23 protein-coding genes are annotated in these 24,622 nt (G+C 39.7%); 9 read left to right on the top strand and 14 right to left on the bottom strand.

The window, feature by feature from the left end; translation table 11 throughout:
* The first annotated feature begins 13 nt into the window (after positions 1-13).
* A complete protein-coding gene (locus CWC17_RS04665; RefSeq protein ID WP_138612216.1) occupies positions 14-1,954 on the top strand; it encodes a putative bifunctional diguanylate cyclase/phosphodiesterase in 1,941 nt (646 codons plus the stop codon).
* Between the two features lie 166 nt (positions 1,955-2,120).
* Complete coding sequence (locus CWC17_RS04660; RefSeq protein WP_138612215.1) at positions 2,121-3,500, top strand: FG-GAP repeat domain-containing protein; 1,380 nt, start codon at positions 2,121-2,123, stop codon at positions 3,498-3,500.
* A gap of 108 nt (positions 3,501-3,608) precedes the next feature.
* Here the strand turns inward: CWC17_RS04660 and CWC17_RS04655 are convergent, their stop codons facing one another.
* Both CWC17_RS04655 and CWC17_RS04650 read right to left on the bottom strand, forming a co-directional pair.
* Positions 3,609-4,061, bottom strand: a complete 453-nt coding sequence (locus CWC17_RS04655; protein WP_055017149.1) for a hypothetical protein — start codon at positions 4,059-4,061, stop codon at positions 3,609-3,611.
* 10 nt (positions 4,062-4,071) lie between these two features.
* The gene (locus tag CWC17_RS04650; protein WP_138612214.1) at positions 4,072-4,347 is read right to left on the bottom strand and encodes an EF-hand domain-containing protein; all 276 of its coding nucleotides are present in this window, start codon (positions 4,345-4,347) and stop codon (positions 4,072-4,074) included.
* Between the two features lie 251 nt (positions 4,348-4,598).
* Here CWC17_RS04650 and CWC17_RS04645 point away from each other — a divergent pair, with 251 nt between their 5' ends.
* On the top strand, positions 4,599-5,453 hold the full coding sequence (locus tag CWC17_RS04645; RefSeq protein WP_138612213.1) for a PA4780 family RIO1-like protein kinase: 855 nt from the start codon (positions 4,599-4,601) through the stop codon (positions 5,451-5,453).
* A 16-nt stretch (positions 5,454-5,469) separates the two neighbouring features.
* Here CWC17_RS04645 and CWC17_RS04640 read toward each other — a convergent pair whose 3' ends face one another.
* The 5 genes from CWC17_RS04640 to CWC17_RS04620 all read right to left on the bottom strand — a co-directional run bounded on the left by CWC17_RS04640 (position 5,470) and on the right by CWC17_RS04620 (position 10,435).
* Positions 5,470-6,144 carry a response regulator gene (locus tag CWC17_RS04640; RefSeq protein WP_138612212.1) on the bottom strand — a complete coding sequence of 225 codons (675 nt, stop codon included), beginning with the start codon at positions 6,142-6,144 and terminating at the stop codon, positions 5,470-5,472.
* Between the two features lie 8 nt (positions 6,145-6,152).
* Positions 6,153-7,607 (bottom strand): ATP-binding protein, encoded by a 1,455-nt coding sequence (locus CWC17_RS04635; protein ID WP_138612211.1) that lies wholly within the window; start codon positions 7,605-7,607, stop codon positions 6,153-6,155.
* Complete coding sequence (locus CWC17_RS04630; protein WP_138612210.1) at positions 7,607-8,137, bottom strand: hypothetical protein; 531 nt, start codon at positions 8,135-8,137, stop codon at positions 7,607-7,609. The genes CWC17_RS04635 and CWC17_RS04630 overlap by 1 nt, the downstream gene beginning before the upstream one ends.
* A 9-nt stretch (positions 8,138-8,146) precedes the next feature.
* Positions 8,147-9,736, bottom strand: a complete 1,590-nt coding sequence (locus tag CWC17_RS04625; RefSeq protein ID WP_138612209.1) for a YHYH protein — start codon at positions 9,734-9,736, stop codon at positions 8,147-8,149.
* Positions 9,737-9,829: 93 nt separating this feature from the next.
* Complete coding sequence (locus tag CWC17_RS04620; protein WP_138612208.1) at positions 9,830-10,435, bottom strand: flavin reductase family protein; 606 nt, start codon at positions 10,433-10,435, stop codon at positions 9,830-9,832.
* 84 nt (positions 10,436-10,519) lie between these two features.
* Here CWC17_RS04620 and CWC17_RS04615 point away from each other — a divergent pair, with 84 nt between their 5' ends.
* The 3 genes from CWC17_RS04615 (at position 10,520) to CWC17_RS04605 (ending at position 12,750) form a co-directional block, all read left to right on the top strand.
* Complete coding sequence (locus CWC17_RS04615) at positions 10,520-12,022, top strand: cryptochrome/deoxyribodipyrimidine photo-lyase family protein (RefSeq protein WP_138612207.1); 1,503 nt, start codon at positions 10,520-10,522, stop codon at positions 12,020-12,022.
* A 1-nt stretch (position 12,023) separates the two neighbouring features.
* Complete coding sequence (locus CWC17_RS04610; protein WP_138612206.1) at positions 12,024-12,161, top strand: DUF2256 domain-containing protein; 138 nt, start codon at positions 12,024-12,026, stop codon at positions 12,159-12,161.
* A 151-nt stretch (positions 12,162-12,312) separates the two neighbouring features.
* A complete protein-coding gene (locus CWC17_RS04605; protein ID WP_138612205.1) occupies positions 12,313-12,750 on the top strand; it encodes an OsmC family protein in 438 nt (145 codons plus the stop codon).
* Between the two features lie 63 nt (positions 12,751-12,813).
* Here CWC17_RS04605 and CWC17_RS04600 read toward each other — a convergent pair whose 3' ends face one another.
* Positions 12,814-12,993, bottom strand: coding sequence for a 2TM domain-containing protein (locus tag CWC17_RS04600; RefSeq protein ID WP_138540659.1), 180 nt, complete (start codon positions 12,991-12,993; stop codon positions 12,814-12,816).
* A 240-nt stretch (positions 12,994-13,233) separates the two neighbouring features.
* On the opposite strand from CWC17_RS04600, the gene CWC17_RS04595 reads away from it, so the two are divergent.
* Positions 13,234-14,019, top strand: a complete 786-nt coding sequence (locus tag CWC17_RS04595; protein ID WP_138612204.1) for a putative porin — start codon at positions 13,234-13,236, stop codon at positions 14,017-14,019.
* Between the two features lie 75 nt (positions 14,020-14,094).
* Here CWC17_RS04595 and CWC17_RS04590 read toward each other — a convergent pair whose 3' ends face one another.
* Positions 14,095-15,582: a dipeptidase gene (locus CWC17_RS04590; RefSeq protein WP_138612203.1), complete on the bottom strand. Its 1,488-nt coding sequence runs from the start codon at positions 15,580-15,582 to the stop codon at positions 14,095-14,097.
* Between the two features lie 169 nt (positions 15,583-15,751).
* Here CWC17_RS04590 and CWC17_RS04585 point away from each other — a divergent pair, with 169 nt between their 5' ends.
* Entirely contained in the window at positions 15,752-15,928 is a 177-nt protein-coding gene (locus CWC17_RS04585) for a DUF2986 domain-containing protein (protein ID WP_138540656.1), read from the top strand.
* 47 nt (positions 15,929-15,975) lie between these two features.
* Here the strand turns inward: CWC17_RS04585 and CWC17_RS04580 are convergent, their stop codons facing one another.
* Together CWC17_RS04580 and CWC17_RS19730 are read right to left on the bottom strand one after the other, a co-directional pair.
* Entirely contained in the window at positions 15,976-18,111 is a 2,136-nt protein-coding gene (locus CWC17_RS04580; protein ID WP_138612202.1) for a TonB-dependent receptor, read from the bottom strand.
* Between the two features lie 98 nt (positions 18,112-18,209).
* Positions 18,210-19,511, bottom strand: coding sequence for a methyl-accepting chemotaxis protein (locus CWC17_RS19730; RefSeq protein WP_138612201.1), 1,302 nt, complete (start codon positions 19,509-19,511; stop codon positions 18,210-18,212).
* Between the two features lie 369 nt (positions 19,512-19,880).
* Here CWC17_RS19730 and CWC17_RS04570 point away from each other — a divergent pair, with 369 nt between their 5' ends.
* Positions 19,881-21,083 (top strand): MFS transporter, encoded by a 1,203-nt coding sequence (locus tag CWC17_RS04570; RefSeq protein WP_138612200.1) that lies wholly within the window; start codon positions 19,881-19,883, stop codon positions 21,081-21,083.
* A gap of 69 nt (positions 21,084-21,152) precedes the next feature.
* Here the strand turns inward: CWC17_RS04570 and CWC17_RS04565 are convergent, their stop codons facing one another.
* From CWC17_RS04565 to CWC17_RS04555, 3 genes are all read right to left on the bottom strand, one after another.
* Entirely contained in the window at positions 21,153-22,202 is a 1,050-nt protein-coding gene (locus CWC17_RS04565; protein ID WP_138612199.1) for an NAD(P)-dependent alcohol dehydrogenase, read from the bottom strand.
* Between the two features lie 203 nt (positions 22,203-22,405).
* On the bottom strand, positions 22,406-23,119 hold the full coding sequence (locus CWC17_RS04560) for a DUF1499 domain-containing protein (protein ID WP_138612198.1): 714 nt from the start codon (positions 23,117-23,119) through the stop codon (positions 22,406-22,408).
* 158 nt (positions 23,120-23,277) lie between these two features.
* The gene (locus tag CWC17_RS04555) at positions 23,278-24,618 is read right to left on the bottom strand and encodes a DUF1501 domain-containing protein (protein WP_138612197.1); all 1,341 of its coding nucleotides are present in this window, start codon (positions 24,616-24,618) and stop codon (positions 23,278-23,280) included.
* Positions 24,619-24,622: the final 4 nt, after the last annotated feature.

Here is a 24,622-nt window from a genome sequence, read left to right as displayed (position 1 = left end):
AAGGCTTTGATGAGTGCAATATAAAAACCTAAATAGTAATGAACGTATAGAAGCCGTAAAACTTTTATATTCTAATGCTTTATCTGGCATTGGCGTTTCTGCATTGGTAAGCTTTGTGCTTGTATTTGCTTTTGACTTAACAAATAAGACAACCAAACAAGAAAAAATAATTTGGCTTTTTTTCATGCTGGTTATTTTAGCAGCAAGGCTAATGGATGTTATTGACTTTAACTACACTAAAGGCGTAAATCATCCATTTAATGCAAATAACTTTTTAAAACGTTTTTCAGTGGGCTGCATTGCAACAGCTATTTCATGGTCATGTTACGCACTGTGGTTTCATAAAAGCTCATCCACCGTTGAAATTACCACCACAATAGCTATTTTGTCTGCCTTTGCTGGAGGCTCTGCCAATTTACTATCGGGTAGTCGCTTTACCTCTGTGTGTTACAGCTTTATTTTATTAATGCCTTATTCCATAGTACTTACCCTATCTGATGATTATTATCACTATGTGCTGGGCTTTTTAGGCATGACTTTTTCGGCCATTATGGTCGCTTCTTCTTATAAGTCGGCCACGTTTACCCAAACAGCAATAAAATTACGAAACCAAAACCGCAAACTACTTAACGAGATGGAAAGCAAAGTAGAAAAACGCACAGAAGAAATTTACCGCTTATCAAATACTGACCCACTAACAAATTTATTAAACCGCACCGCTTTTCTAAAAGTAGCTAATAAACAACTAGCTGATCACCCCAATGAAAAGCTAGCCCTGCTTTTTGTAGACCTAGATGGCTTTAAACAAATAAATGATTCTATGGGCCATAAAGTAGGCGACCAAGTACTTAAAGAAATAGCAGAGCGACTCACTAACGTTTGCACCCGTCACTTGTATAAATGTCGCTGGGGCGGAGATGAGTTTTTAATTTTAACAACCTATGAAGATCAACAAGATTTATTTAATTTTGCCAAAAAGGTGATTAAAAGCATTCGTGCCGAGCATGAACGATATAAATATCAAAGTTGGGTATCAGCCACTATTGGCATCGCTTTATTTCCTGAACATGAGGCTGATTTGGGCGCATTAATCCGCTCAGCAGATTTAGCCATGTACCATCAAAAGCGAACTGCAAAAGGCTGCGTTAATATTTACAACAACGACTTAAAGCGTCAGCAAGAGCGCGAACAGTTACTCAGTCAGCAATTAGCAATGGCAATAAAAAATAACGGCTTGCGGTTAGTGTTTCAGCCTATAGTTGATAGTAAAACAACAAAGGTTACATCGTTTGAATCACTTTTACGTTGGCAGTTAAATGGCGAAGCGATATTTCCTGATGAGTTTATTGCCATTGCCGAGCAATACAACCTCATAACTGAGCTTGGCTTATGGGTGATTGAACAAGCCTGTATGCAAGCTAAAACGTTTAAAAACCTTCAGCCAGCCATTGCTGTGAGTGTAAATGTATCTGTAATACAACTCCAAGACCCTGATTTTGTCACTAAGGTTGTAAATATAGTGAGTCAATACCATGTAAAGCCCGAAAACCTGCACCTTGAAATCACAGAATCTGTGTTTGCAGAGGATAAACTCACCTTTTTAGCAGCAGTAAAAGAGCTGCAAAAACAAGGGTTTTGTATTTCTATTGACGACTTTGGTACGGGGTATTCATCCTTGTCGAGCATGTTAGATATTGGTGTAGACATAGTAAAAATAGATAAAAGTTTCATTCAAAATATGGATAAGCGAGGCTTAAGTATTATTCATGCAATTGTGCAAATGGCCTCAACACTTGATTTTATAGTAGTTGCCGAAGGCGTCGAAACCCTAGAGCAAGCCAATGTGCTAAAAGAAATTGGTGTGTCTCACCTACAAGGTTACTACTTTTCAAAGCCTATGGAGCAAGCATTTGTAGACTCATATTTAAATGAGCAAAATAAGCTCTGTAGCTAGTTTTTTAAGATCCTGCCTCAAGCCCTTACTTATAAGCACATTTCATTAAACAATTTATTACAATTACTTACACTGGGGAAACCTTTTATAGCGTAGTCTAATTGCATCTTAATCACTACAGTTTCACTTATTTGTAGTGGTACTAATTTTTGTAAAAGGATTTAACATGCTAAAGCCTCTTTGTTACTCACTTGCCATTTTACTTACACCAGCAAGCGTTTTTGCACAAACAATGGTAATAAAAACAACAGATAAATTGATCACTACCGATACCCCCACTCTATTCGCTTATAACAAAGAGTCAAAGCAACTAGAGGTAATAAACTTGCTGAGCTCGCAGAGCTATGAGCTTACCTTACCTAAAAATGCATTTGGTTTTGATATAGCTGCCATTGCAAATAAAGCAGATAAACAAGCCCTTGTGTTAACTGATAACGGTGTTTATAAAAGTACAGCAAAAGAAGCTGAGCTTCTATTTAATTACAGTTCAGTGATTAGCCAATTGAAAGTAGATAAATTTGAAAAAATAAATTTTGTTTTTGATGCCAATAACGATGGCCTTAGCGATATTTTAATTCCAGGATTATCAAGCAGTACCTTATATATTCAAAATAATGAGGGAGCATTCAAGCCACATAAATTTGAACAAGCAGCTGAGTATAATGGGCGATTTTCAAAAGAAGGGTTATCTCTTGAGGTTAATATAAACAACCAACCTATCGTCATTGATTTTAATAAAGACGGTGTAAGCGACTTAGTTTTTGCCAGCGACTTTGGTGCTAATGTTTTGTTAGCGGATGCACCAGGCTATGCCGATGCCTTAACCCCTATTAATTTTAATATTGAACTAGGCGAGCTGAATAACGGCGAAACCCGAAAAATTAAGCAGCTTTTAGATGTAAATAACGATGGATTTTTAGATTTTACTACTAGGCAATTTAAGCCTACACAAGGTATGGATTCGCTTGATATTAAAATTGCTCATACGTTGTATTTAGGAAATGCGACAGGCTTTGCGACTACACCTATTAATCTATTTAATACAGAAGGGCCAAGCGAGCTAGTATTAAAAACAGATTTCAATAACGATGGGCTCATTGATTTACAAAAAATAGATTTAGATATTGGCCTAGGCACAATCGCCTCAATGGCCATGGGCGGCGGTAGCACAGATGTTGATGTAGAAATGAATTTATATAAACAGCAAAGCGATGGAACCTTTGCTAATGAATCCAACATTGAGCTCGATTTAGAAATGGAAGTAGATATGAATGGAAGTGAGTCTTCTCCGGCTCTTTATCTAGGTGATATAAATGGCGATGGTCATATTGATGCAGTGTATAAATACAGTAAAAAAACTCTGCATATCTACTATGGTGAGCAAAACTCACTGCTGAACAAAAAACGCAAAAAGTTAAAATTAGTACTGCCTAAACACAATAAAGATATTTTGCTGGTTGATATAAACCAAGATGGTAAAAAAGACTTTGTATTTAAATTTACAGAAAAAGACGGCACCAGCAAAATCAAAACACAATTAAATTAAACATTTTAAAAAGCCAACAAAAAAAGCTCGGCAATGTTAAACACATTAACCGAGCTTTGGACTTAAGACCTAAGGATAAACGCTCAGCTTTACCTCAAGTTATAACACCTAAGCTGTTACATTTAGCAGTGAATCGCCTTCACTTAAGCCAAATTTTTCTTGTACCGATGAAAGAATTGATTCTTTATCTTCATCAGATAGCTGGCTTGAATACTCAGTTAATAACTCATCTAAGTAGCTAACCACTTCGTCAGTATCAACAGATTCTAGCGCGTTTTGTGGCGGCGGTGGCGGACGCTGCCCTTCAGGGCGTCCTGCATCGCCAATACTTTTAGCGTCAAAATCAAGTTCGCTCATTAAATCCGCTAACTCTTTTGTAGGCGAGATCCCCTGCTCTTCAAATGCGGCTTGAATGCTTTGCGCATCTTCTGTGCTTAGGTTTTGTGCATCAAATTCTGCCAGCGTTTCTTTAACAAACTCAGTTTGCTCTGTGGTTAAAGCACTTACTTGACTCGATTGTTGAGCCATAAAACTCGCAGAGCTACCAATACTGTTGATCATTTTTTCTTCCTTAACGTGCACGGCGTGGTGGCTTGTGTTCACTTAATTCTTGTTCGCTAATTTCGCCATTCCCATCGGCATCTATTGCATCAAAAATAGTTTGTGCATCACCTTGTGGTGGTGCGCTCTCACTAAATTCGGCAAAGCTTATAACACCATCGCCATCTGCATCTATAGTTGAAAAGTCAGGTTTAGGTGGTGGGTTATCACCGCCTCGAGCAGCCACATTGGCAGAAAAAGCCATTGATAATAATGCAGCAGCTGCAAAAATAGAAAAATGCTTCATAGTGGTAACCTTGCGTTTAATATTAATTAGGGTGTACTGATAGACTACGCTGAAAAATAGCAAATATTGTGCAAACAATAAGGAAGTGAAAAAAGTACGGTTTTTAGCATGTTATTTTTACCTTATTCGGTATTTCGGTTATTGTGATAACTAATTACTTAAAACCACTTTCAACACGTTTTTGAGAGCTAACATACTAAGGGCTTATAAACATACATGTTTAATCTTCCAATTTTTCTAGTTGTATCGCAGTGAAAATACCTAAACGCCTCCAGCCACTCGTTGATGATGGCCTAATTGATGAAGTGATAAGCCGCTTAATGAGCGGCAAAGAAGCGGATGTATTTGTGGTACGCAGCGGTGGCGAAATTCGCTGTGCTAAAGTCTACAAAGAAGCCGTTAAACGCAGCTTTAAAAAAGCAGCCCAATATCAAGAAGGTCGTAAAGTGCGAGGTGGTCGACAAGCCCGTGCAATGGGTAAACGTTCAAGCTATGGCCGTCAATTAGAAGAAGAAATTTGGCAAAATGCTGAAGTAGACGCCCTTTCGCGTTTATCGCGTGCTGGCGTGAGAGTGCCTGATACTTATTACTGTATTGACGGTGTGCTGCTAATGGAACTTGTGTGTGATGAAGAGGGTGATGTAGCGCCGCAATTAGGTCACGTTACGTTAACTCAAGAGCAAGCCATTGAACAATACAAAACAATGATCCACAACATCAAATTGATGCTTTGTACGGGTCTTATTCATGGCGATTTATCTGAATTCAACGTATTAGTAGATAGTAATGGCCCTGTTATTATAGACCTACCTCAGGCCGTTAATGCAGCAGCTAATAACAGCGCCCAAGCGATGTTTAGTCGCGATGTGAACAATATGCGCCGTTATTATGGGCAGTTTGCACCAAGCTTATTACAAACACAGTACGCAAAAGAAATGTGGGCTTTATTTGAAGAAGCAAATCTAACACCTAATACAGTGTTAAGCGGTACATTTGAAGAAAGTGATGAGCTTGCTGATGTTGATTCAGTTTTAGATGAAATTCAAGCGGCCGAATATGAAGAGTTCGACCGTTTAGAACGTATTAAAAACGCTGACGAAGAATAAAATACTCAATGCTTAACTATTGAGGATGAACAAATCGATAACCCACCCCATAAACCGACTGAATAACACTGTCGGTTTGGGTGACTTCATCTAATTTTTTACGTAACTTTTTAATATGACTATCAATAGTACGATGACTCACGATCCGTTGGTCAGCGTACATAGTATCCATTAAGCTATCACGCGAAAAAATACGGTTAGGGTTATTAAATAGAGGTTTAAATAACTGAAACTCAAAATTTGTAAGCTCTATGCTACTCGCTTTGTATTGCACGCTGTAAGTACTTTCATTTAGTTTCATTGTTGATGAACTAAGCTCACCAACACTTGTTAAGCGCCTTAAAATTGCTTTTACGCGCGCCACCAGCTCCGCATAACTAAACGGCTTACAAATATAATCATCGGCTCCTAGCTCTAGGCCAAGTAAACGGTCTATTTCCTCTACTTTCGCCGATACCATAATGATAGGCACATTAGAGAACTTTCTTATCGCTTTACACAGTTCAATACCACTTTGTCCTGGTAACATTATATCGAGTAATATTAAACTTGGCCTATTGTGCTCAAGCCAAGGTAACACCTCATTCCCATGATGAATTTTATGCGTTGCGTAATGATGGCTTGTTAAAAAGTCGCTCATTAGGTTAGCTAATTTTATTTCATCTTCAACGATAAGTATTTGATCTTCCATTCTGTACTCTAAACCTTTATTAAGGGCAGGCGAATAATAATCGCTAAACCGCCTAAACTCGCTTTTTCTGCGGCTATTTTACCTTGGTGGCCTTTTACGATATGTTGGCAAATTGATAAACCTAAACCAGAGCCACCTTCTTGACGATTACGCGCGCTATCTACTCGATATAAGTATTCAAATAAGTGTGATAAATGAGATTCATCAACACCTACGCCATTGTCTTCAATTGCGATTTCTAAATAAGGCTGATTTTTAACCTCTATATTACTCGCAGTTAAAGAAATAGTTGTGCACTGTGCGTAATGTACGGCATTCATTAAAATATTATCCAGTAATTGTAATATACGCGTTTTATCTGCTTCAACAATGGCATGTTTAGCACTATTTAATAAATAAAAATTTATTTTATGCTGTTCAAACAACACTTGATATTTGTGCTCAATAGAGTTTAACAACAGGCCAATATCTGTTGGCTCTATGGTGTAATGCATACCGCCAAGCTCAGCACTATTGAGCATATGTAAATCATCTATTAAGCGTTTTAAATGAAGCGCTTCATCATTAGCAGAGCTAATATTTTTACTATTGGGCTCGCGTATGCCAAGTAGCATAGCTTCAAGCTCACCAAGTAAAATGCTCATGGGTGTTCTTAGCTCATGTGAAATATTAGCAAGCCAACGCTTACGTACTTGCTCGTCTTTAGCAAGTGTAAACGCAAGTGTATTAAAGTCTTCACTTAGTTGGCCTAATTCGTCTTTTCGATCCAATGAAAGCTTAGTGCTGTATTGCCCTTTCGTAAGCTTGTGCATACCGCTTGCTATTTGTTTAACCGGATCAACCAAGTGGCGTGAAAGTAAAAAGGATAATAAAAGTGTGAGTAATACCGCAGTTAACGCTATCAGCCAAACATAATTAGTTTGTTGCTCTAAAAAGTCGAGCTCATAACCATCAGCTAAACTATCTCTTTTAGACACTGCAAGATATGCAATAACCTTATCATCTACAACAATGGGGGTTTTTATATAGGTTAAATCGTTAAAATATTTACCGAAAATACGCTGCCCCTTTTCATCAAGCAAAGCATAATGTGCTGTATGTTCAGGTGGTGGTCGGCGCTCTCGTTGTTCAAAACGTTCGTGATTTCTAGGCCTTCTATCTTCTCGCATAAAAGGTCTTTGTGGCATATCGGGTAAATCAGATAAAAACTGACTCGAGCGCAACTGAGATTCAACCAACCTCAAAAATTGCATATCACTGCCAATAATGTAATCCCACGATGGTTTTTTTTCGTATTTTTGAGCCAGTGTCACAGTTAAAGGCTCAAGCGCTTTTACTTCTTTTGCGTTTACAAAATCAATAACGCCTTGCCCTATACTGTACTGTATAAGCCCAACCAACCCAGCAATAATACTGAATGTGAAACTAAATAAAATTAAAAAAAGTTTGTTATGAATTTTCATTAATGTGCGTCTTCAACCTTACTTGGGAAGCTTTCAAATCTGTACGTTATTAACTTTTCACTTTCGTCGTTAATATACAATGTAGCGACTATTTTTTTACCTTGTGCTGTCCAATACATATGCCCATGATTATTAAGAGTCACTGATATAGTATTTATACCACGTTTAAATAAAGACGAAGGTAAATGTAGTGCATGTCCGTATATTCGTTGTATTTTAACGCCATTAATATACAAATGTGCATGCCCTTGTAAAAACCCGTTATTGGGGTTTATCGTAGCAGTCATCATTTGCTGCATATTCATCTTTCCAGCCGGCGGTACCGATAGGTCGTAACGTTGAGTGTCTAGTATTAAGTTATAGCCCGACATACTATCTTTTAATAACGCAAGGCTCAGTGCCGGTGTAGGTGCATCATTTGGCACTGCGATAGGCATGTGGCTATGATCCATCATTTCCTGCTGCGCAAAGAGCTTAAAACTCAATAGCGTAGTAGTAACAAGGATCAGTGCGTATTTAATATAACGCATAGAAACTCCTTAAACGCCTGGCGGCGGACCCATCATTTCGCCAGTATCACAGCTACCAATAGAGTTATCAGCAAGCTCACCTTTAAAGCGTGGGCCTATTTGATAGGGAAATGCAGGTTGTAATTTACCGTCGCTATCAAGCTTTAGTGTTATATGGTAGTGATAGCCCTTGCCATCGTTTGTATCATGGCCATTATGCTCATCGAGTTGAGCACCTGTTACCGTTTTATGGGCGTAATAATAGTCTTCAAAATAGTAACCATCGTCAGCATTAAGTGTATTTCCAGAAAGTGTCGTTACTTCTTCACCTATATCCGGACCTGCTTCACTTTCTTGCGTACCTTGGCTAATATCGTACTGATCAACTAACGTACAGCTTCGATCTCCTTCGCTATCACAGCCCCCTTCACTTGTTGGAGCACCATAGTCACGCATTTCCCATCCACTTAAAGCAAGCTCTCCATTACTTTCGTATGGGCCATAAAGAGGATAACCATCGGCTGCAAAACCATAAATAGGAGAATGTGCATCGCCATCATCTTCTAATAAATCAGCTAAACAACTTGTGTAAAAATGATGATGGTATTCCCCATTTGCTGCATGTCCACCACATATATCAATATCATATTGCTCTGCAATTGGGGCTAGCGTGTACCACACATTATTGCCATAACTCATACCATCACCCCAGTTAAATATACTGGTACCATTTACCATTAAGCCAACAGTGCCTAAACCTGTTTCACATGTATCGGTGTCTGATAAATCAGTAGGCGTAACGGGAAAGTAAGCCTCTACACTTTGCTCTGTAGGGCAACTGGGTCCTGGCGGCCAATAACCTGCGCCACCAGTGTCATTACAGTTTTGGGGACTGCTTTTATAACCAATGTCTTCGCCAAATAAAACGGTTTGCCCTGCAACAGCAGAGGTAGCCCCATTATAAAAGTCGCTTGCTGCGCGCGGGCGATTGTTTAACGCATCAACTTGATCTTGCGTAAGGGTAATATCATATTTTGGAATATCCGTTGCTTGCACATACATGTATTCAACATCAGTGCTTTGATCAGATACAGTTACCAGTTCGACCGACTGCACATCTTCAACAACACCACCGTTATTTTGTATATAAGTAGATGTGGTATCGTTGTTAATTATCCAGCTTGCAAGCTTTGCATCTGTATTTGATACAGCCACAGAGGCAACAACATTAATAGTAACTGTGTCAATAACAGCGCTATTTACGCCATCATCTGCGCTTAACTCAAACACCAGCGATTCATCAGCGAGTACTTCTGGCGCGGTAAATTCGCTCGTTAATGTTGTACTTGATGTGAGAGTAACAGCAGTCCCTGATGACTGAGACCACGTAACAGATACGTCATCATCATCTTCAACGCTTGCACTTAAATAAACGGTATCTCCTGCGTTAACGGTTTGATCAATACCCGCATCAACGCTAGGGACACTATTACTAACAGTATCGCTGTCTGACGTTGTGTCTGCTGAGTCGCTGTTACATGCCGTTAAAGCTATACACAGTGTACTTAACGCAAATAATTTGGTGATGTTTGAGGTATTATTTTTAAATTGTACTTTCACTATTCAACCTTTTACATTAACGTTTAATAAGACAAAGTTAACAAGTAAAAGTGCAAACAATGTGCACAAATTATGAAAGATTAAACGCCCACACTATGATGGACGTTTAACAGCAAACTTATCCCTTGTGGTTGCGTAGTAATCTCCGCCCATGCGCCCTACTGAATCTAAATTAGTAGGATCTATATAGCCATCAACAAATGTTTCATCTTCAACGCAAATACCAACAATATCTAACAGTATCATTTGCCCACCACCGGGTTCGTTTGAAAATGTAATCACTTCTCTAAGCTTACATTCGTAGCGTATTTTTGAATCGGCAACACCTGGGGCGGCAACCATTTCACTCGCTACTTTAGTAATATTAGCCGCATCAAATTCACTCACATCACTGGCGTAGTTTGCGCAGCTTTGATTCATTTTTTCTACCTGAGAATGGCTTACAATATTAACCACACACTCTTTAGTAGCTAATACATTCGCTAAAGTATCTTTAATTGCTTTATCTCGAGGGTTTACCTGCGTAACACTCAGTACTGGCGGGTTACAGCTCGCTACAGTAAAAAAAGAATATGGCGCAACATTAGCCACTCCATCTTTATTTAATGTACTTACCCATGCAATAGGACGAGGGCTAATACCCCCAACTAAATAAGAGTAAACATTTTGCTGCGTGTTTTGTGTTAAATCTAAAAACATAATTCTCCTTTATACGTCGTACTGCAAATCGTAAAAACACTTTATTGCGTACAGTATTTCATAACTGCAGCCACTTTTTTAAATATGCGCGAAAAAATAAACATAGTGTGGTTTAAACGCGATTTACGCCTTAGCGATCATCAACCACTTAAACATGCTTTTAATAACGGTTTACCCACGTTACTGCTATACAACTTTGAGCCACTAATGCTTGAGGATGCACATTATAATGCGCGCCATTGGCGATTTGTTTATCAATCAATATGTGAAATAAATCAGCAGCTAACTCGCTATAAAACAACGCTTTATATTTTTAGCCAAGACATGCTGACACTGTTAAACACGCTTAATCAAACATACCAAATAGCAAACATATTTAGCCATCAAGAAATTGGCTTAAACAATACCTTTCAGCGAGATAAAGCCGTTGCCATGTGGTGTAAGGAGCAACAAGTACACTGGCATGAATCACAAACGGGCGCCGTTATTCGTGGCAAAAAAAACCGTAAAGATTGGAACGCACGCTGGCAACAAACAATGCAGGCTCCTATTGCTATTCCTAATTGGCAAAATATAAAAACCATTTCTCTTGATAACCACAAAACACCTAAATTACCCAAAAGCTACACGCAAAATGATGATAACTTTCAGGTAGGTGGGCCTTTAACTGCGCGCACAATACTGCAAAGCTTTTTTGCTGAGCGCGGTAAGGGGTATCAAAAAGGAATATCTAGCCCAAGTTTAAGCCGTACTCATTGCTCTAGGCTTTCGCCTTATTTAGCGTGGGGTAATATAAGCCTTAAACAGGTATACCAAAAGGCTATTGATGAATACCATTCAAAACACCCCAATAAAAAAGGCTGGAAGCGCCCGCTTGCTGCATTTGTATCGCGTTTGCATTGGCACTGCCATTTTATGCAAAAGTTTGAGAGCGAATGCACCATGGAATTTAAAGCATTAAACCCGGGTTATCATGTATTTCCGTATCGTACCGATGAGCATGTAGAACGCGATATTGAGCGCTGGGCACAAGGCCAAACGGGCATACCCATTATCGATGCCTGTATGCGCTGTTTAAAAGCCACCGGTTATATAAACTTTAGAATGCGCGCTATGTTGGTAAGCTTTGTAACTCACCATTTAAATATAAGCTGGCAGCAGGCAAGCTTACCTTTGGCAAATTACTTTTTAGACTTTGAACCGGGTATTCATTACCCACAAATACAAATGCAGGCATCGGTTACGGGCATTAATACCATTAGGCATTACAACCCAATTAAACAATCTGAAGATCAAGACCCAACCGGCGTCTTTATTAAAAAGTGGTGCCCCGAACTTGAAAAACTACCAATAGAATATTTACACGAACCGTGGCAACAAACACCCATGGAAGCGCTGTTTAACGACTTTAAATTTGGAGAAGATTACCCCGAGCCCATGCTTGATTTAGCCGATGCATCTAAACAAGCGCGCGAACGTTTATGGCAATATCGAGAGCGCGCCGATGTTAAACGTGCAATTCCTAACATATTAAAAAAGCATGTAGGACTTACCCGCACACAAAAACACACCGCAAAAAGCAATTAATATGGCACACAAAAAAAGTCACTTACCACAAAAAACATGCCCTGTTTGCAATAGGCCTTTTACATGGCGCAAAAAGTGGCTGCGTGATTGGGATAACGTTATTTACTGCTCAGAGCGCTGTAAACGTAATAAAAAATAAAAGGTATTAATCCTTCATACTACGTGTGAGCTAACTGGCGTCTATTTTGCAAAGGTATGAATAATTCGGCTTTTAAGGCTGTATTTAGCTGCTTTATGTAAATAGCACTTATTTAGTCTGAAAAGCTTACACGCAAAGCAAGGAGAAGATAATGACGATTAAAAAAACGGCAAGCTCAACCTGGTCTGGCGATATTAAAACAGGTAAAGGCAGTATTTCTACGCAAAGCGGCGCACTTGATAAACAACCTTTTGGCTTTAATACTCGCTTTGAAGACGAAGCAGGATCAAATCCAGAAGAATTGGTAGGTGCGGCGCACAGTGCCTGTTTTAGTATGGCGTTGTCACTTGCATTAGGTGATGCAGGCTTTACAGCCGATAAAATTGATACCAAAGCAACGGTAAGTCTCGATGAAGTTGACGATGGTTTTGCAGTCACCCATATAGCACTTGAAGTAAACGCACGGATTAAAGATATTGCTAACGAGCAATTTCAAGCTCTGTGTGAGCAAACGAAAAAAGGGTGCCCAATTTCAAAGCTGCTCAATACCGAAATATCTCTTAATGCAACACTCGAGAGCGCCTCATAAACGGCTATCCCTTTTACGTTAAGTAATTTAAGCCAAGTAAATATTCACTTGGCTTCACTTTCATTACCCTACCCTTTTTGAACGATTTAAATCTAATAAGTCGTTAAGAAGCGCAATACCCATCCCTAGAGCAGGCCACACAACCCACAAATAATTGGGTGATGTAATTAGGTTAACTACAGTAAAAAAAGTTAAAACCACTAAGTAACGTTTAAAATTATCAAAAAATGCTGGTGTATTCATGTTTGCTCTCCTCTTAAAATGTAAGGTTATTATTGCCTTAATTTTTAAACCTTAAAGGTGCCATTTGTCATCAGTTAATATGACATTAGTCATAAATTTATAGCAGCCCCTTCAAGCGCATTCCTACAAATACTTATACAAACATACAGTTACTTACAATTAATTGGATGTGTTTTAACTTGCTTTAAATATAATACCCTTTCTGGATACAACTATATAACTTTATAAGAAAGGATACTTATGCGCTACTTAATGCCGCTCTCTTTGCTTGCACTTAGCTGTGCAGCGTCAGTAAACGCTGAACAATCAGCATCAAAGCAATGGTTTAATACGATTAACTACGCAAAAATAGATTCACGCTATTACAGCGATAATGTGTACGGATTATCTACGCATTATTACTTTGAAGAGCAACAAAGCTCGGGAGTGTGGGATGATTATGGCTACCTAGATACAGATAGTAATATAGGCTTAAATTACTTTAATTCAGATGGTAATAGTAGAAAAGGAATTTTTGGAGAAGGCTTTTACGGTAATGCTTTTGCAACTTTTGAATTACCCAACATTGGCGATACAGATACCTATTCGCTTGGTATAGGTTACTTATTTGCAGATTCGTTAAAAGTATCTGCACGCATGGTAGATTATGAATATGGTGATACAGTTTATTTATTCAAAGCGCAATATAATCATCAAATTAATGATACTGACTACCTAGGTTTTACTGTCGAGACTGACGATGAAATAGAGTCGTGGGACTTATCATCACGTTACTTTGCTCACCTTTACGATGAAAGCTACGTTTCTATAAATGTTGACTATCTCGATGCTGGTGATGACCCTTTTTTTGATGTACTGGCAAATTACTACTTCAATAAGCACGTTGCAGTGGGTATTGGCGTAAGCGACTCAGATTTAGTTGTTGAGGGTAAATACTTTATTAACGATAGCTACTATTTCAGCGCCAATTACACTGATAAAAATAACTATGATATATACAATCTTAGTTTTGTAGCTCAGTTTTAATAAATACAAAAAAGCCGCCTTGCTTGAGTCACTTCAGTTAAGCAAGGCGGCTTTTATATTAAAAAAATCTATAGCTTACATATTACCTAGCTCTATCATCATCGCGGTATACATGCGTAAATTTAGTTCCAATTGCTCAAGCGTAATGAATTCATGCTCTGAGTGGCCTGTATAACGTTTACCCGGCATTGAAGGGCCAAACGAAACTGCATTATCAAATAGTTTTGCGTTAGTACCGCCGCCAATTGATACAAAGTCAGCTTTTTTGTCGCCGGTAAAATGCTTAAATATATCGAGCAACTTTTGTGCGTGCGGTGCGTTATCTAACAGCATGGGTGTACCAATAACCGTATCTACTTTACTCAGCATTACGTTATTTGCTGTTTCCCATTCCTTTATCGCACTGTTAATTTGCGCTTTAAGTAGTTTTTCCTCTTTGCCTACTGGGCGGCGCGCGTTAATGGCTAACGTTAGTGCATTACCATCGCGCTCGATAAGGGTAGGCGCCACTGTCATTGGGCCCATAAAATTATGCTTATAAGCAATATTACCAAATTGCTTACCATGAATATCTAAGCCAATTAATTGGTTTACAAATTTAATAAGCTGGCCATCGCTATTATTTTCAAGCGCTACATCTTTAAATAACTCACCCAGGTGTGCGATGGCATTAACGCCCGACTCAGGCTCAGATGAGTGCGCAGATACCCCTTTTACAGTTATTTTTAAGCCTTTACCTTGCTCTTTAAAACTAAACTCAACGTCACTAAGCGTTTTAGCTTTTGCTTTTAATGAGTTAATAATTGCAGCGCTTGCGTTATGCAGCACTAAGCTTGCATCTTCCGGTATTTGGCTTTTAAACGCACCACCAGCAACATCACTTACATAAACCCCAGTTTGCTTTGAGGTAGCATTAAACGTAGGGGCAATTAAGCTCCAGCCTTTTTCGGCAACAACTACAGGGTATGATGCATCAATGGTTACTGCATATTTTGGTTGCTCATAGGTTTTCATAAATTCAGTAAGTGGGCCCCAGTCTGACTCTTCGGCAAGGTAAATCATCAACTCTATACGGTTATCAAGCTTTATGCCTTTATCTTTAATCGCTTTCATAGCGTAAAGCGCAGTAGCTATAGCGCCTTTGTCATCTTCTGTGCCGCGCCCTACTAATTTGCCAGGCTCAGAGGTATCAATGATAAATGGGCTTTGTTTCCACTTACTTGCATTAGCAGGTTGTACATCTCCGTGAGTAACAACGGTAACCTTTTCGTTTTGATCGCCCATACCTATAAGCACGGTATAGCCTAAGTCTTGGTAATCAAACCCAAGTTCTGCGGCTTTCATTTGTAATACCGACTTAAAATTAATAAAGTCAGGATTTTGTGGCGCGGGTATTGAATCTTTATTTACTGTAGGAAAAGCCACTAAATTAGTTAGTGTGTGAATTTGTGATTGTTGATAAGTATTTACAGCGTAATCAGCTACACTATCAATGTTTTCATGTAATTGCGCATGAGTATTAAAAGCAAATAAAGCACTGCAGAGCAAAACTAACTTTTTCAAAACGTATCCCGTTGTATGACTAAATAAAGGCCAAATTATAGCGCTGCAGCATAATATTAAATAGCGCTTTGCGACAGGATTACAATGATCGTGTTTTAAATTTATATGGCGGCTTTAATCGCATTGGTTGTATAATGCGCGACCTAAATTTATCAGAGTATTAGTACTAATGAATCGCCGTAAAAAAATCGTCACTAAATTTCAGAAAAAAGATAAACGTGCTAATGCTAAATTACACAAAAGTAATAAACCAGCGTATGTATCTAAAGCCGAGCGCGAAAAACGAGCTTTAGAAGCAGATCAATCTCTTTGTGCCGACGATGAGCAAAGTACGACTACTGATTAATAATTAGCGTTAAGCCACAACAATGGTGGCTTAACTATTAATAACGTCTAAAAAGCATAACTTGCGCTTATATTAAATGAGCGCCCCTGCCCCGCTAATTGGGTAAAGCCCGCGCTATTATTTTGTTTTAGTGCAGCGATGCTTACTCCCCCTAATGGCAACTCGTAAAACTCATCAAATAAGTTAGTTACCTCAGCACTTAGCGTTAATGCATTAAAGGTGGCTTTAGAGGACAAATTCACTAAATTATAGCTACTTGTTTGGTTTTCAAGGCGGTTAACATCAACGCGTGATTTTGAATCAACCCACTCCCACGACAGCGTATTTTCAAATCCCCCTATTTGCTGGCTTAATGTTAACTCTGTATGTAATGGCTTAATTTGATATAGCGGTTGGTTTGTGTCGTCGCGCTTGCCACGGGTACTTGTAACGTTTGCTTTTAACAGCCATTCGCCAAACTGCTTTGATTGATAAATCGACTTACTTATATCAAGCTTTGCACCATACAATGTGGCGTCAACATTAGTGAACTGTAAAATATTGCGCGTTGTGTTTGCTAAGCCATAACTATTAAAATTACGAACAATATTTGCATCAATGTAGTCGTTTATATCGGTGTACCACACATTAGCACTTACACGCCACGCATCATCTTTAGCTGTTTTTGAATACGTTGCACTAATGGTATGGGCGGTTTCGGCGTTAAGGTTTGGGTTACCTATATAACCATTAGCATCGCCGTACCAGCCAATCATAGTACTTGCCATATTACTTACACCCCAGCTGTAGCGCTCATATAAATTGGGTGCGCGATTTTTGCGTGCAAGGCCTAATTGGAGCTCGTCATAAAGTGTAATTTGGTAATTAGTGAGTACATTTACATCAACTAAAGTGTCGGTTTTGTCTCTATCGGCATTATTAAAGTCATTTGCAGCTAGCGCATTATTAGCAGTGCTCATTGTGCTCATGCTACCCATATCCATCATACTCATGCCATCGTTATAGGCCTGCACTTCATCAACTTGCGTATTAACACGCTCAACCCTCACTCCCGTATTTAACCAAAGCTTATTATTAATTTGGCTTTCATACTCTGCAAATAAGGCAATACGCTCACGCTTCCCATTATTAATATTTATATAATCATTTGGCCCCATCATGGTTGAGCCTTCAATCGCCGGCCACCAATCATCAATGCGGTAGTTATAATATTCCTGCCCGAGCAGTAATGAGCTATTTTTATCAAGTGTAAGACGCCATTTAAGCTGCGTACTTATATCTTTTGCATCTGTTTTCATGGGCATCATGCCGGTTTTTTCTTTACTAAAAAAGCCCATTTCGTGCTTTACACTATGCCAATTGACCTGCCCTTGCAGCTCACTGTTTTCAAAGCTGCGCTTATATTGGGCAATAGCGCCATAGCTGGTATTGTCAGTCATATCCATGTACTGATTAGCAAAACCTTGGAACGGTATTTTTTGATGCGTAAGCTTTACAACCAGTTGTTGTTTTTCATCGCGTATCGCGCCCGTTAAACTGTGATTTTGAGCGCGGTATAATGTATCAAGTACTTTGTTACCCTTGCCATCTTCGTAGCTGTTGGCATCACTAAACGCGCCTTGGTAATCAAAGCTTAATGTATCACTGGCTATACGAGCGCCAACACCTAACTTTCGGCCATTATCAACACTACTGTATTTAGCCGACACATAACCGGAGTGCCATGCTAACTCGCTCGTTTCGCTGTATTGTGGTGAAATAGAATTCACACTTATTACACCTGCAATGTTATCGCCACCTGCACTTACTGGCGAGACACCAGCAACAACCTTATAGGCCGCAACTTGATTGGCAGAAATATAAGAAAGCGGCGGATTCATTTGATTAGCACAGGCAGCTGTTAAATCCGCTCCATCTACAAGTACTTTTACCCTATCGCCCATTAAACCATTTAAAATAGGTAAGTTAGACACTCCGCCCGCAGCCGAAAAATCAACACCTAAGTGACTAAGCATTGCCTCTGATGAGCCAAGTGATAAGTGCTTATTTTGTGTATGTCCGTGAACTTCAATAACTTCTAAGTCATTATCATCAGCGAGCACCACAGGCGATAAAAAGCCGCTAATTAATAGTGCTAAAGGAGAGAGTAAATAAGTGTGTTGTATACGTTTGATATAAGCCATTTATAATTTATGCCACTGTTATATATGGCATAAATTATATAATGTACTTATAGGATTATAGCGCGACAAAATGTCGCAGTTTAACAAATTACTGCAACTTAACTCACGTTAAGTCTAGACACTGTGGCAGAGACAGCATCAGCGCCTCGTTCTATTTCTTGTATTACTTCAGATACTTTTGCTACAAGCTCACGACCCTGCTCTGAGGAATCAGACACCGAGGTAATTTGTTTTGAAATATCGTTAGTCAATTCTTGGTTATTTTTAACCACAGTAGCAATTTCGTTGGTAGAACTACTGGTGCTTGCAGCAAGCTGCCTAACCTCGTCGGCCACAACGGCAAAGCCGCGGCCGTACTCACCCGCCCGTGCAGCCTCAATAGCGGCATTGAGCGCCAATAGATTAGTTTGATCGGCAATACTGCTTATGGTCGAAACAATAGACCCGATAACCGCCGATTGTTCATTCAGATTTTTAATTAAATCAACCGATTTAAGCACTTGGCTTACAATTGCATCGGAGTTTGCAATCGCATCGTGTAATATCTCAGACCCTCTTTTGGCCGTTTGCGCACTCGATACGGCTGACTCGTGTGCAATTTTTGCAGCGTCACTTACAGCTTCGTTTTCTTTTATCCGTTCAGTTATATTAGAGGCAAACTTCACGACTTTTATTACGTTGCCTTTGTTATCTAAAATAGGATTGTAGGTTGCCTCTAACCAAATTTCATCCCCGTTAGAGGTTATGCGCTTAAACTTACCCGATTTAAACTGTCCCTCGCTTAGCTCCTCCCAAAACCGAGGATTATTTTGATAAAAAGAGTCAGTACAAAACATTTTGTGGTGCTTACCCACTATTTCTGCAAGTGAATAGCCCACTGTAGATAAAAAGTTTTGATTAGCTTTAATAATGGTGCCATCAGGGTTAAATTCAATTGTGGCCAGTGCCTTATCAAGTGCTTCGGTGAGCGCTTCTTGAGATTTTCGCTGTACATAATTTTTTGTAATATCCGACGCTATTTTAATAACCTTAGTAACCACCCCGTTTACTTCAACAGGAAAATACGTAGCCTCTAGCCATAGTTTTTCACCATTAGCGTTAAAGCGCATAAAAGCACCACTCGCTGAGTTTGCACCTTGCAGCGATTGCCAAAATTGGCTGTACTCATTTGAATTAGCATAGTCAGAGTCACAAAACATACGGTGATGCTTGCCAATTATTTCCTCTCTTTTGTAACCTATGGTGTCTAAAAAAAGTTCGTTAGCATCTAAAATTTTTCCCTCAGGTGTAAATTCAATATACGCTACATGCTTATAAATAGCGGATAGTACTGATTTACTTTCATTGAGTTGACGTTCCAATTCATCAACTTTAGCGTTATCTTTTCGTAGACCAAACATGTGTTAAAACCTTTAGAGACTAATATTAGAGCGACAATAACAAGCAAATATAAAAATAATATGTTAGCTGGCAATAAATGTAACAACTTTGTAAATATAAGTGTTTTTTAGCTATTCTGCGAGCAAATAATCGCTTACTAATTTGCTGCTCTGCATTATCTTTTTATAAATTAACACCATAGCTATCATTTTTCAGTAGTTAACAAAAGTAAAACAAGCCAAAAATACTATTTTTATACATGACGCAGTACACTTTTTAACTTAAAATAGCCATCTCACTGACACACTCCACACCTAATATATGTTTACTCCCCACACAGTTAACGTGTGGCTATTCGTTATTTTAAAATCAAAGTTGAGGGATCTTCTATGAGTTCAGATGTTGCGTCGGCATCTAATCAGTTAAACAAAGCGGCTATTTTATTAGTGTTAGCGCTAGGTACATTTATTTTAGGGTTATCAGAGTTTTCAATGATGCCTATGCTGCCGCTTATCAGTGAAACGTTTGGCTCAACCCCTTCGCAAAGTGGCTATGCCATTAGCGCCTATGCGATTGGCGTTGTAGTTGGCGCACCGGTATTAATGCTTACAACGGCCAACATGCGAAAACGCAAAGCTTTGCTGATTTTTTTAAGCCTAATGTGTATTTCTAATGGTTTGAGTGCATTAGCAACTTCACTAGAGCAGCTTGTTGTTTTTCGGTTTTTAAGTGGCTTACCTCACGGTGCTTACTTTGGTGCTGCTATTTTGCTTGCCTCCGATATTGCCCCTTCGGGTAAACGCGCAAGCTTTATGTCAAAAGTATTTATGGGCTTGACCATTGCAACCATTGTTGGCGTGCCTATTGTTACCTTGGTGGGGCAAAACCTAAGCTGGCGGTATTGCTTAGGGGGCGCTGCCGTTTTAGCGTTTATTGCGTTTATATTTGTATACAAAGTAGTGCCAAATATTGATAACGCTAAGCCATCTAACTTACTTAACGAGTTTGGCGTACTTAAAAATAAACTGGTGTGGTCTATTTTAGGTATTGTAATTATTGGCTTTGGCGGCGTGTTTTGTATTTATACTTACATTGCCGATACCATTTTAGATGTAACTAAAACAGCCCCTTACACTATTTCTATCGCCATGGTGATGTTTGGTATTGGTTGTACGTTAGGTAATTACCTATTAGGCAAAGCGGCCGATAAATCGGCCATTAAAACCACAGGCCTTGCACTGGTGTGCACTATCGTATTTGCTATTGCCTACGTTAGCGCAAGTTACAATATATGGATGCTTTATGTGGTTATATTTTTTATTGGTTGCAGTGTGGGTTTGGCAACGCTTATTCAATCTTTATTAATGGATGTCGCCCCAGAGGGCCATGCAATGATTGGCGCATTAGTACAATGCGCATTTAACACCGCAAATGCTATTGGCCCTTGGGTCGGCGGGGCTGTTATTGCACAAGGTGCAGCACCTAATCAAACGGGTTATGTTGCAGCTGCGTTGTTTCTAGGCGGCTTGGTAATGTGGTTTTTAAGCTACTTGCAACTTAATAAACAACAACCCGCAGCACAAACGTGTTAAGCATATAAAAAGAGCAGCTAATACAATTAGCCGCTCTTTTACTTTAATAAGGGTATTTAATCACCCACCTTACTGGGCCTCTAACGACGCCATATCAATAACAAAACGATAGCGTACGTCTGATTTTTCCATTCGCTCATACGCGGTGTTTATTTGGTCAATATTAATCATTTCGCACTCTGGCAATACGTTATTTTTGCCGCAGAAATCTAGCATCTGCTGGGTTTCTTCTATCCCACCAATTAGTGAGCCTGCGATGCGGCGGCGACCCATTAAAAGAGGCACAGTGTTTAGCTCTTCTACGGGGCCAACTTGCCCAACAATAACTAGCGTCCCATCTATGTCTAATAAGGGTGTGTAAATAGACAAATCGTGCTTAACAGGTACGGTGTCAATAATAATATCAAAAGCCGACTGCGACGCTTTCATTGCATCTTCGTCAGTCGACACTAAATAATGCTGCGCGCCAAGTTTTACTGCGTCATCTTTTTTAGACTCACTTCGCCCAACCACAGTTACACTCGCGCCCATGGCTACGGCATTTTTAACAGCCATGTGACCTAAGCCACCAAGCCCTACAACGGCAACATGGCTGCCTTTTGTAACGCCCCACTTATGTAATGGAGAGTAAGTAGTGATACCTGCACATAATAAAGGGGCAACGCGCGAAAGCTCTAGGTTTTCAGGGACTGATAGTACAAATTCTTCACGAACAACAATATGTTTAGAATAGCCACCTTGGGTCATCTCGCCGGTTACTCTATCTTTACCTGCGTATGTGCCTACCATGCCTTCTTGGCAAAATTGCTCTTCGCCGTTATCACACTGTTTGCAGCTTTGGCATGAATCAACCATGCAACCTACCGCTACCGTGTCACCTTTTTCATATTTTTTAACAGCGCTGCCAATGGCTTTTACTTTACCTACAATTTCGTGCCCAGGGACTAACGGGTAACGGCTTCCGCCCCAGTCATTGCGCACTGCATGTAAATCAGAGTGGCATACGCCACAATATAAAATTTCAATTTCTACATCGTTATCGCGTAAATCGCGGCGCTCAAAAGTATATTCACCTAGTTGCGCACCTTCGCTTTTTGCTGCATATCCTACTGTTTTCATAACAACTCCATAGTCTGTAAAAATTTAAGTCGTCTACCTTTTCGCTTATTTAAGTGCTTTATTTTAAAACTAATCCCATGAGGGCTGGCTCTAAAAATAAAACCGGTATGCACTTTGATGTGGTTTACACTAACGCCGGCGCTGTGAATGCACCCTGACCAAAAAAGCCCAACAAGGTTGGGCTTTTTTAACTTAAATGTTGGTTACTTATCCAGTAACGTATTTATCTCATCAATGAGTGAATGTATACGCTCAGCATTTTTCCCTAAATCGCTTCGCCCCACGCGTGACTTACTGCGTATATCGACAAAGCGCTGGCTGCCTTCGTCATTGATACGCACAACTACATCATCTTTAAAACCAAACCATGTGGTGGTATCCGTTGCCTCTACAATACCCGTAGCCGCATTAACATTAACAAGCTCAAACCCTAAATTTTTAACCGCTTGTTCTGTAGCAGCTAATAAGTCTGTTTTTGATTGTGCATAATTTAGTGTTTTTAGCTCAGGGTAAGCCTTGCGTTGCTGCCTGGCTGTTTCTTCTCCTGCGTATTCAGCTGGGTTTTTAGCATCCGCTCGCAACGGTACAATTGCCACAAATTTTGGTGGGTTAATTAAATCGGTCGAAATATCATGGATCGCTGGTACGCTTTTAGCTTTACTCATCATGCTCAGTGGCATTGCAATCGCGATGGCTGCAAACACCACTGCCATTAAAGTGCTGCCCATGCTAAGCGTTTTACGCATAAAAATAACTTGTATAACAAGCAGCACTAATACAGCGCCACCTACATACACACCAAACCTAAAACCTGCAAACGCAGTACTGAGCTCAACAACCCCATACTTATACAAAGGCCCAGGCAGTAAAACGAGTAAAAAGGCGATTAAACTTACTAAGCTCACTAAAATTTTCATTATTATGATTCCTTTATCATGTGTGATCTTTAATTTTAAGTATTTGAAACCAGTACATTATACTGCCTAACACGGGGTTTAGATTACAATCAACAGCCAACGTCACTGATTATAGATACCAACTCGCTGTAAGCGCTGCAGTTAACATATCAGTATCTTTACACAAAAAAGTCCAAGGTTTCGCTATTAAAGTGACTTAAATTAGGAAAAATATCAACCAGCTCTGAAACAGGCACACCAAACCATTGCGCGAGCGTTGCAAAGTACTGCTCGTTAGCCACTTGCGGAATTAACCGCCCACCGCCGGTATCGTATTCGCCCTCTAATTGCTGAGTAAGTAGCTCACCATAAATATTACGTCCTTTTACCGCACCACCCATTACAATTTGATTACCCGCCCAGCCATGATCAGTGCCATCTCCATTTGAGGTGAGCGTGCGGCCAAAGTCCGACATAGTAAATGTGGTAACTTTATCATTCATGTTTAGCTCTTTTATGGCACTGTTAAACTCGCTGAGCCCTTGAGCTAGCGTATTTAACAACGCAGGGTGTGCCGTAAGCTGATCATCATGGGTATCAAATCCCCCCATAGAGACAAAAAACACTTGGCGCTGAGTACTTAACGACGACTGCACACTAATCGTTTTAGCCACCGCAGCTAATTGCTCACTCAAGCTAGTATCACTAAAAGAAGTAATTAGATCAGGTGCTTGTTCTAGCGCACTGTTCATAGTTTGCGTATTGGTAATTGCACTATTTAAGCCAGTAGCATATTCACGCCCAAGCACATGGCTTGCATTGCCTAACACACGATTCATTATATTAGTAACGTGCTCAGTACGCGGCTGATAACCACCAAAGGCGTTAATCGTACTTATACCACTTTTGTTAAGCGCAAAAGCACTGCTATTTGTGCCTGTTTGCCATAAGTTTGTGCCATCGAGAGAGATATTTGCCGCAAACTCGTCATGCACAGCTAACCGTTCGAGCATACGTGCGCCCCACCCACTGTTTAAAGAGGCTTTTTCTCGGCCGTACATCCATGAGGCTTGCTGATCGTTATGTGAAAACAAATGCTTAGGTAAAGGTACTGCGTTATTTTTATAGTCAGCTAATGTGGTGGGAGTAAGCAAAGTGCCTACGCCGCCAATAAAGGCTAAATCATCCGACTCAAACACACTCTGTAAAGGCGCAAGTGAAGGGTGGATGCCCACACCACCTGCAAATTGCGAACTAACACTTAGCGACAAAGGATTTTCTACTGCGAGGTTTTGCCGACTTTGCTCATATAAACTACGCTGCTCTCCCTCAAGGGGTAGCAACATATTAAGTGAGTCGTTTCCGCCGTATAAAAACACACACACTAGGGCTTTATAATCACCAAGTTCTATTGCATTAGTTGCGCCCGTTAGCGCCTGTAGCTGTAAACTGGTTAAAGCGGCTGCCGATACCCCGCCTTTTAAACATAATGATAAAAATTGCCTTCTATTAATGCTCATTATG

Origin of the sequence: Pseudoalteromonas sp. S3785 (assembly GCF_005887365.1) — a bacterium.
Lineage (GTDB): Bacteria > Pseudomonadota > Gammaproteobacteria > Enterobacterales > Alteromonadaceae > Pseudoalteromonas.
Note: the sequence above shows the minus strand (reverse complement) of the source record. Positions and strands in the feature narration are given on the sequence as shown.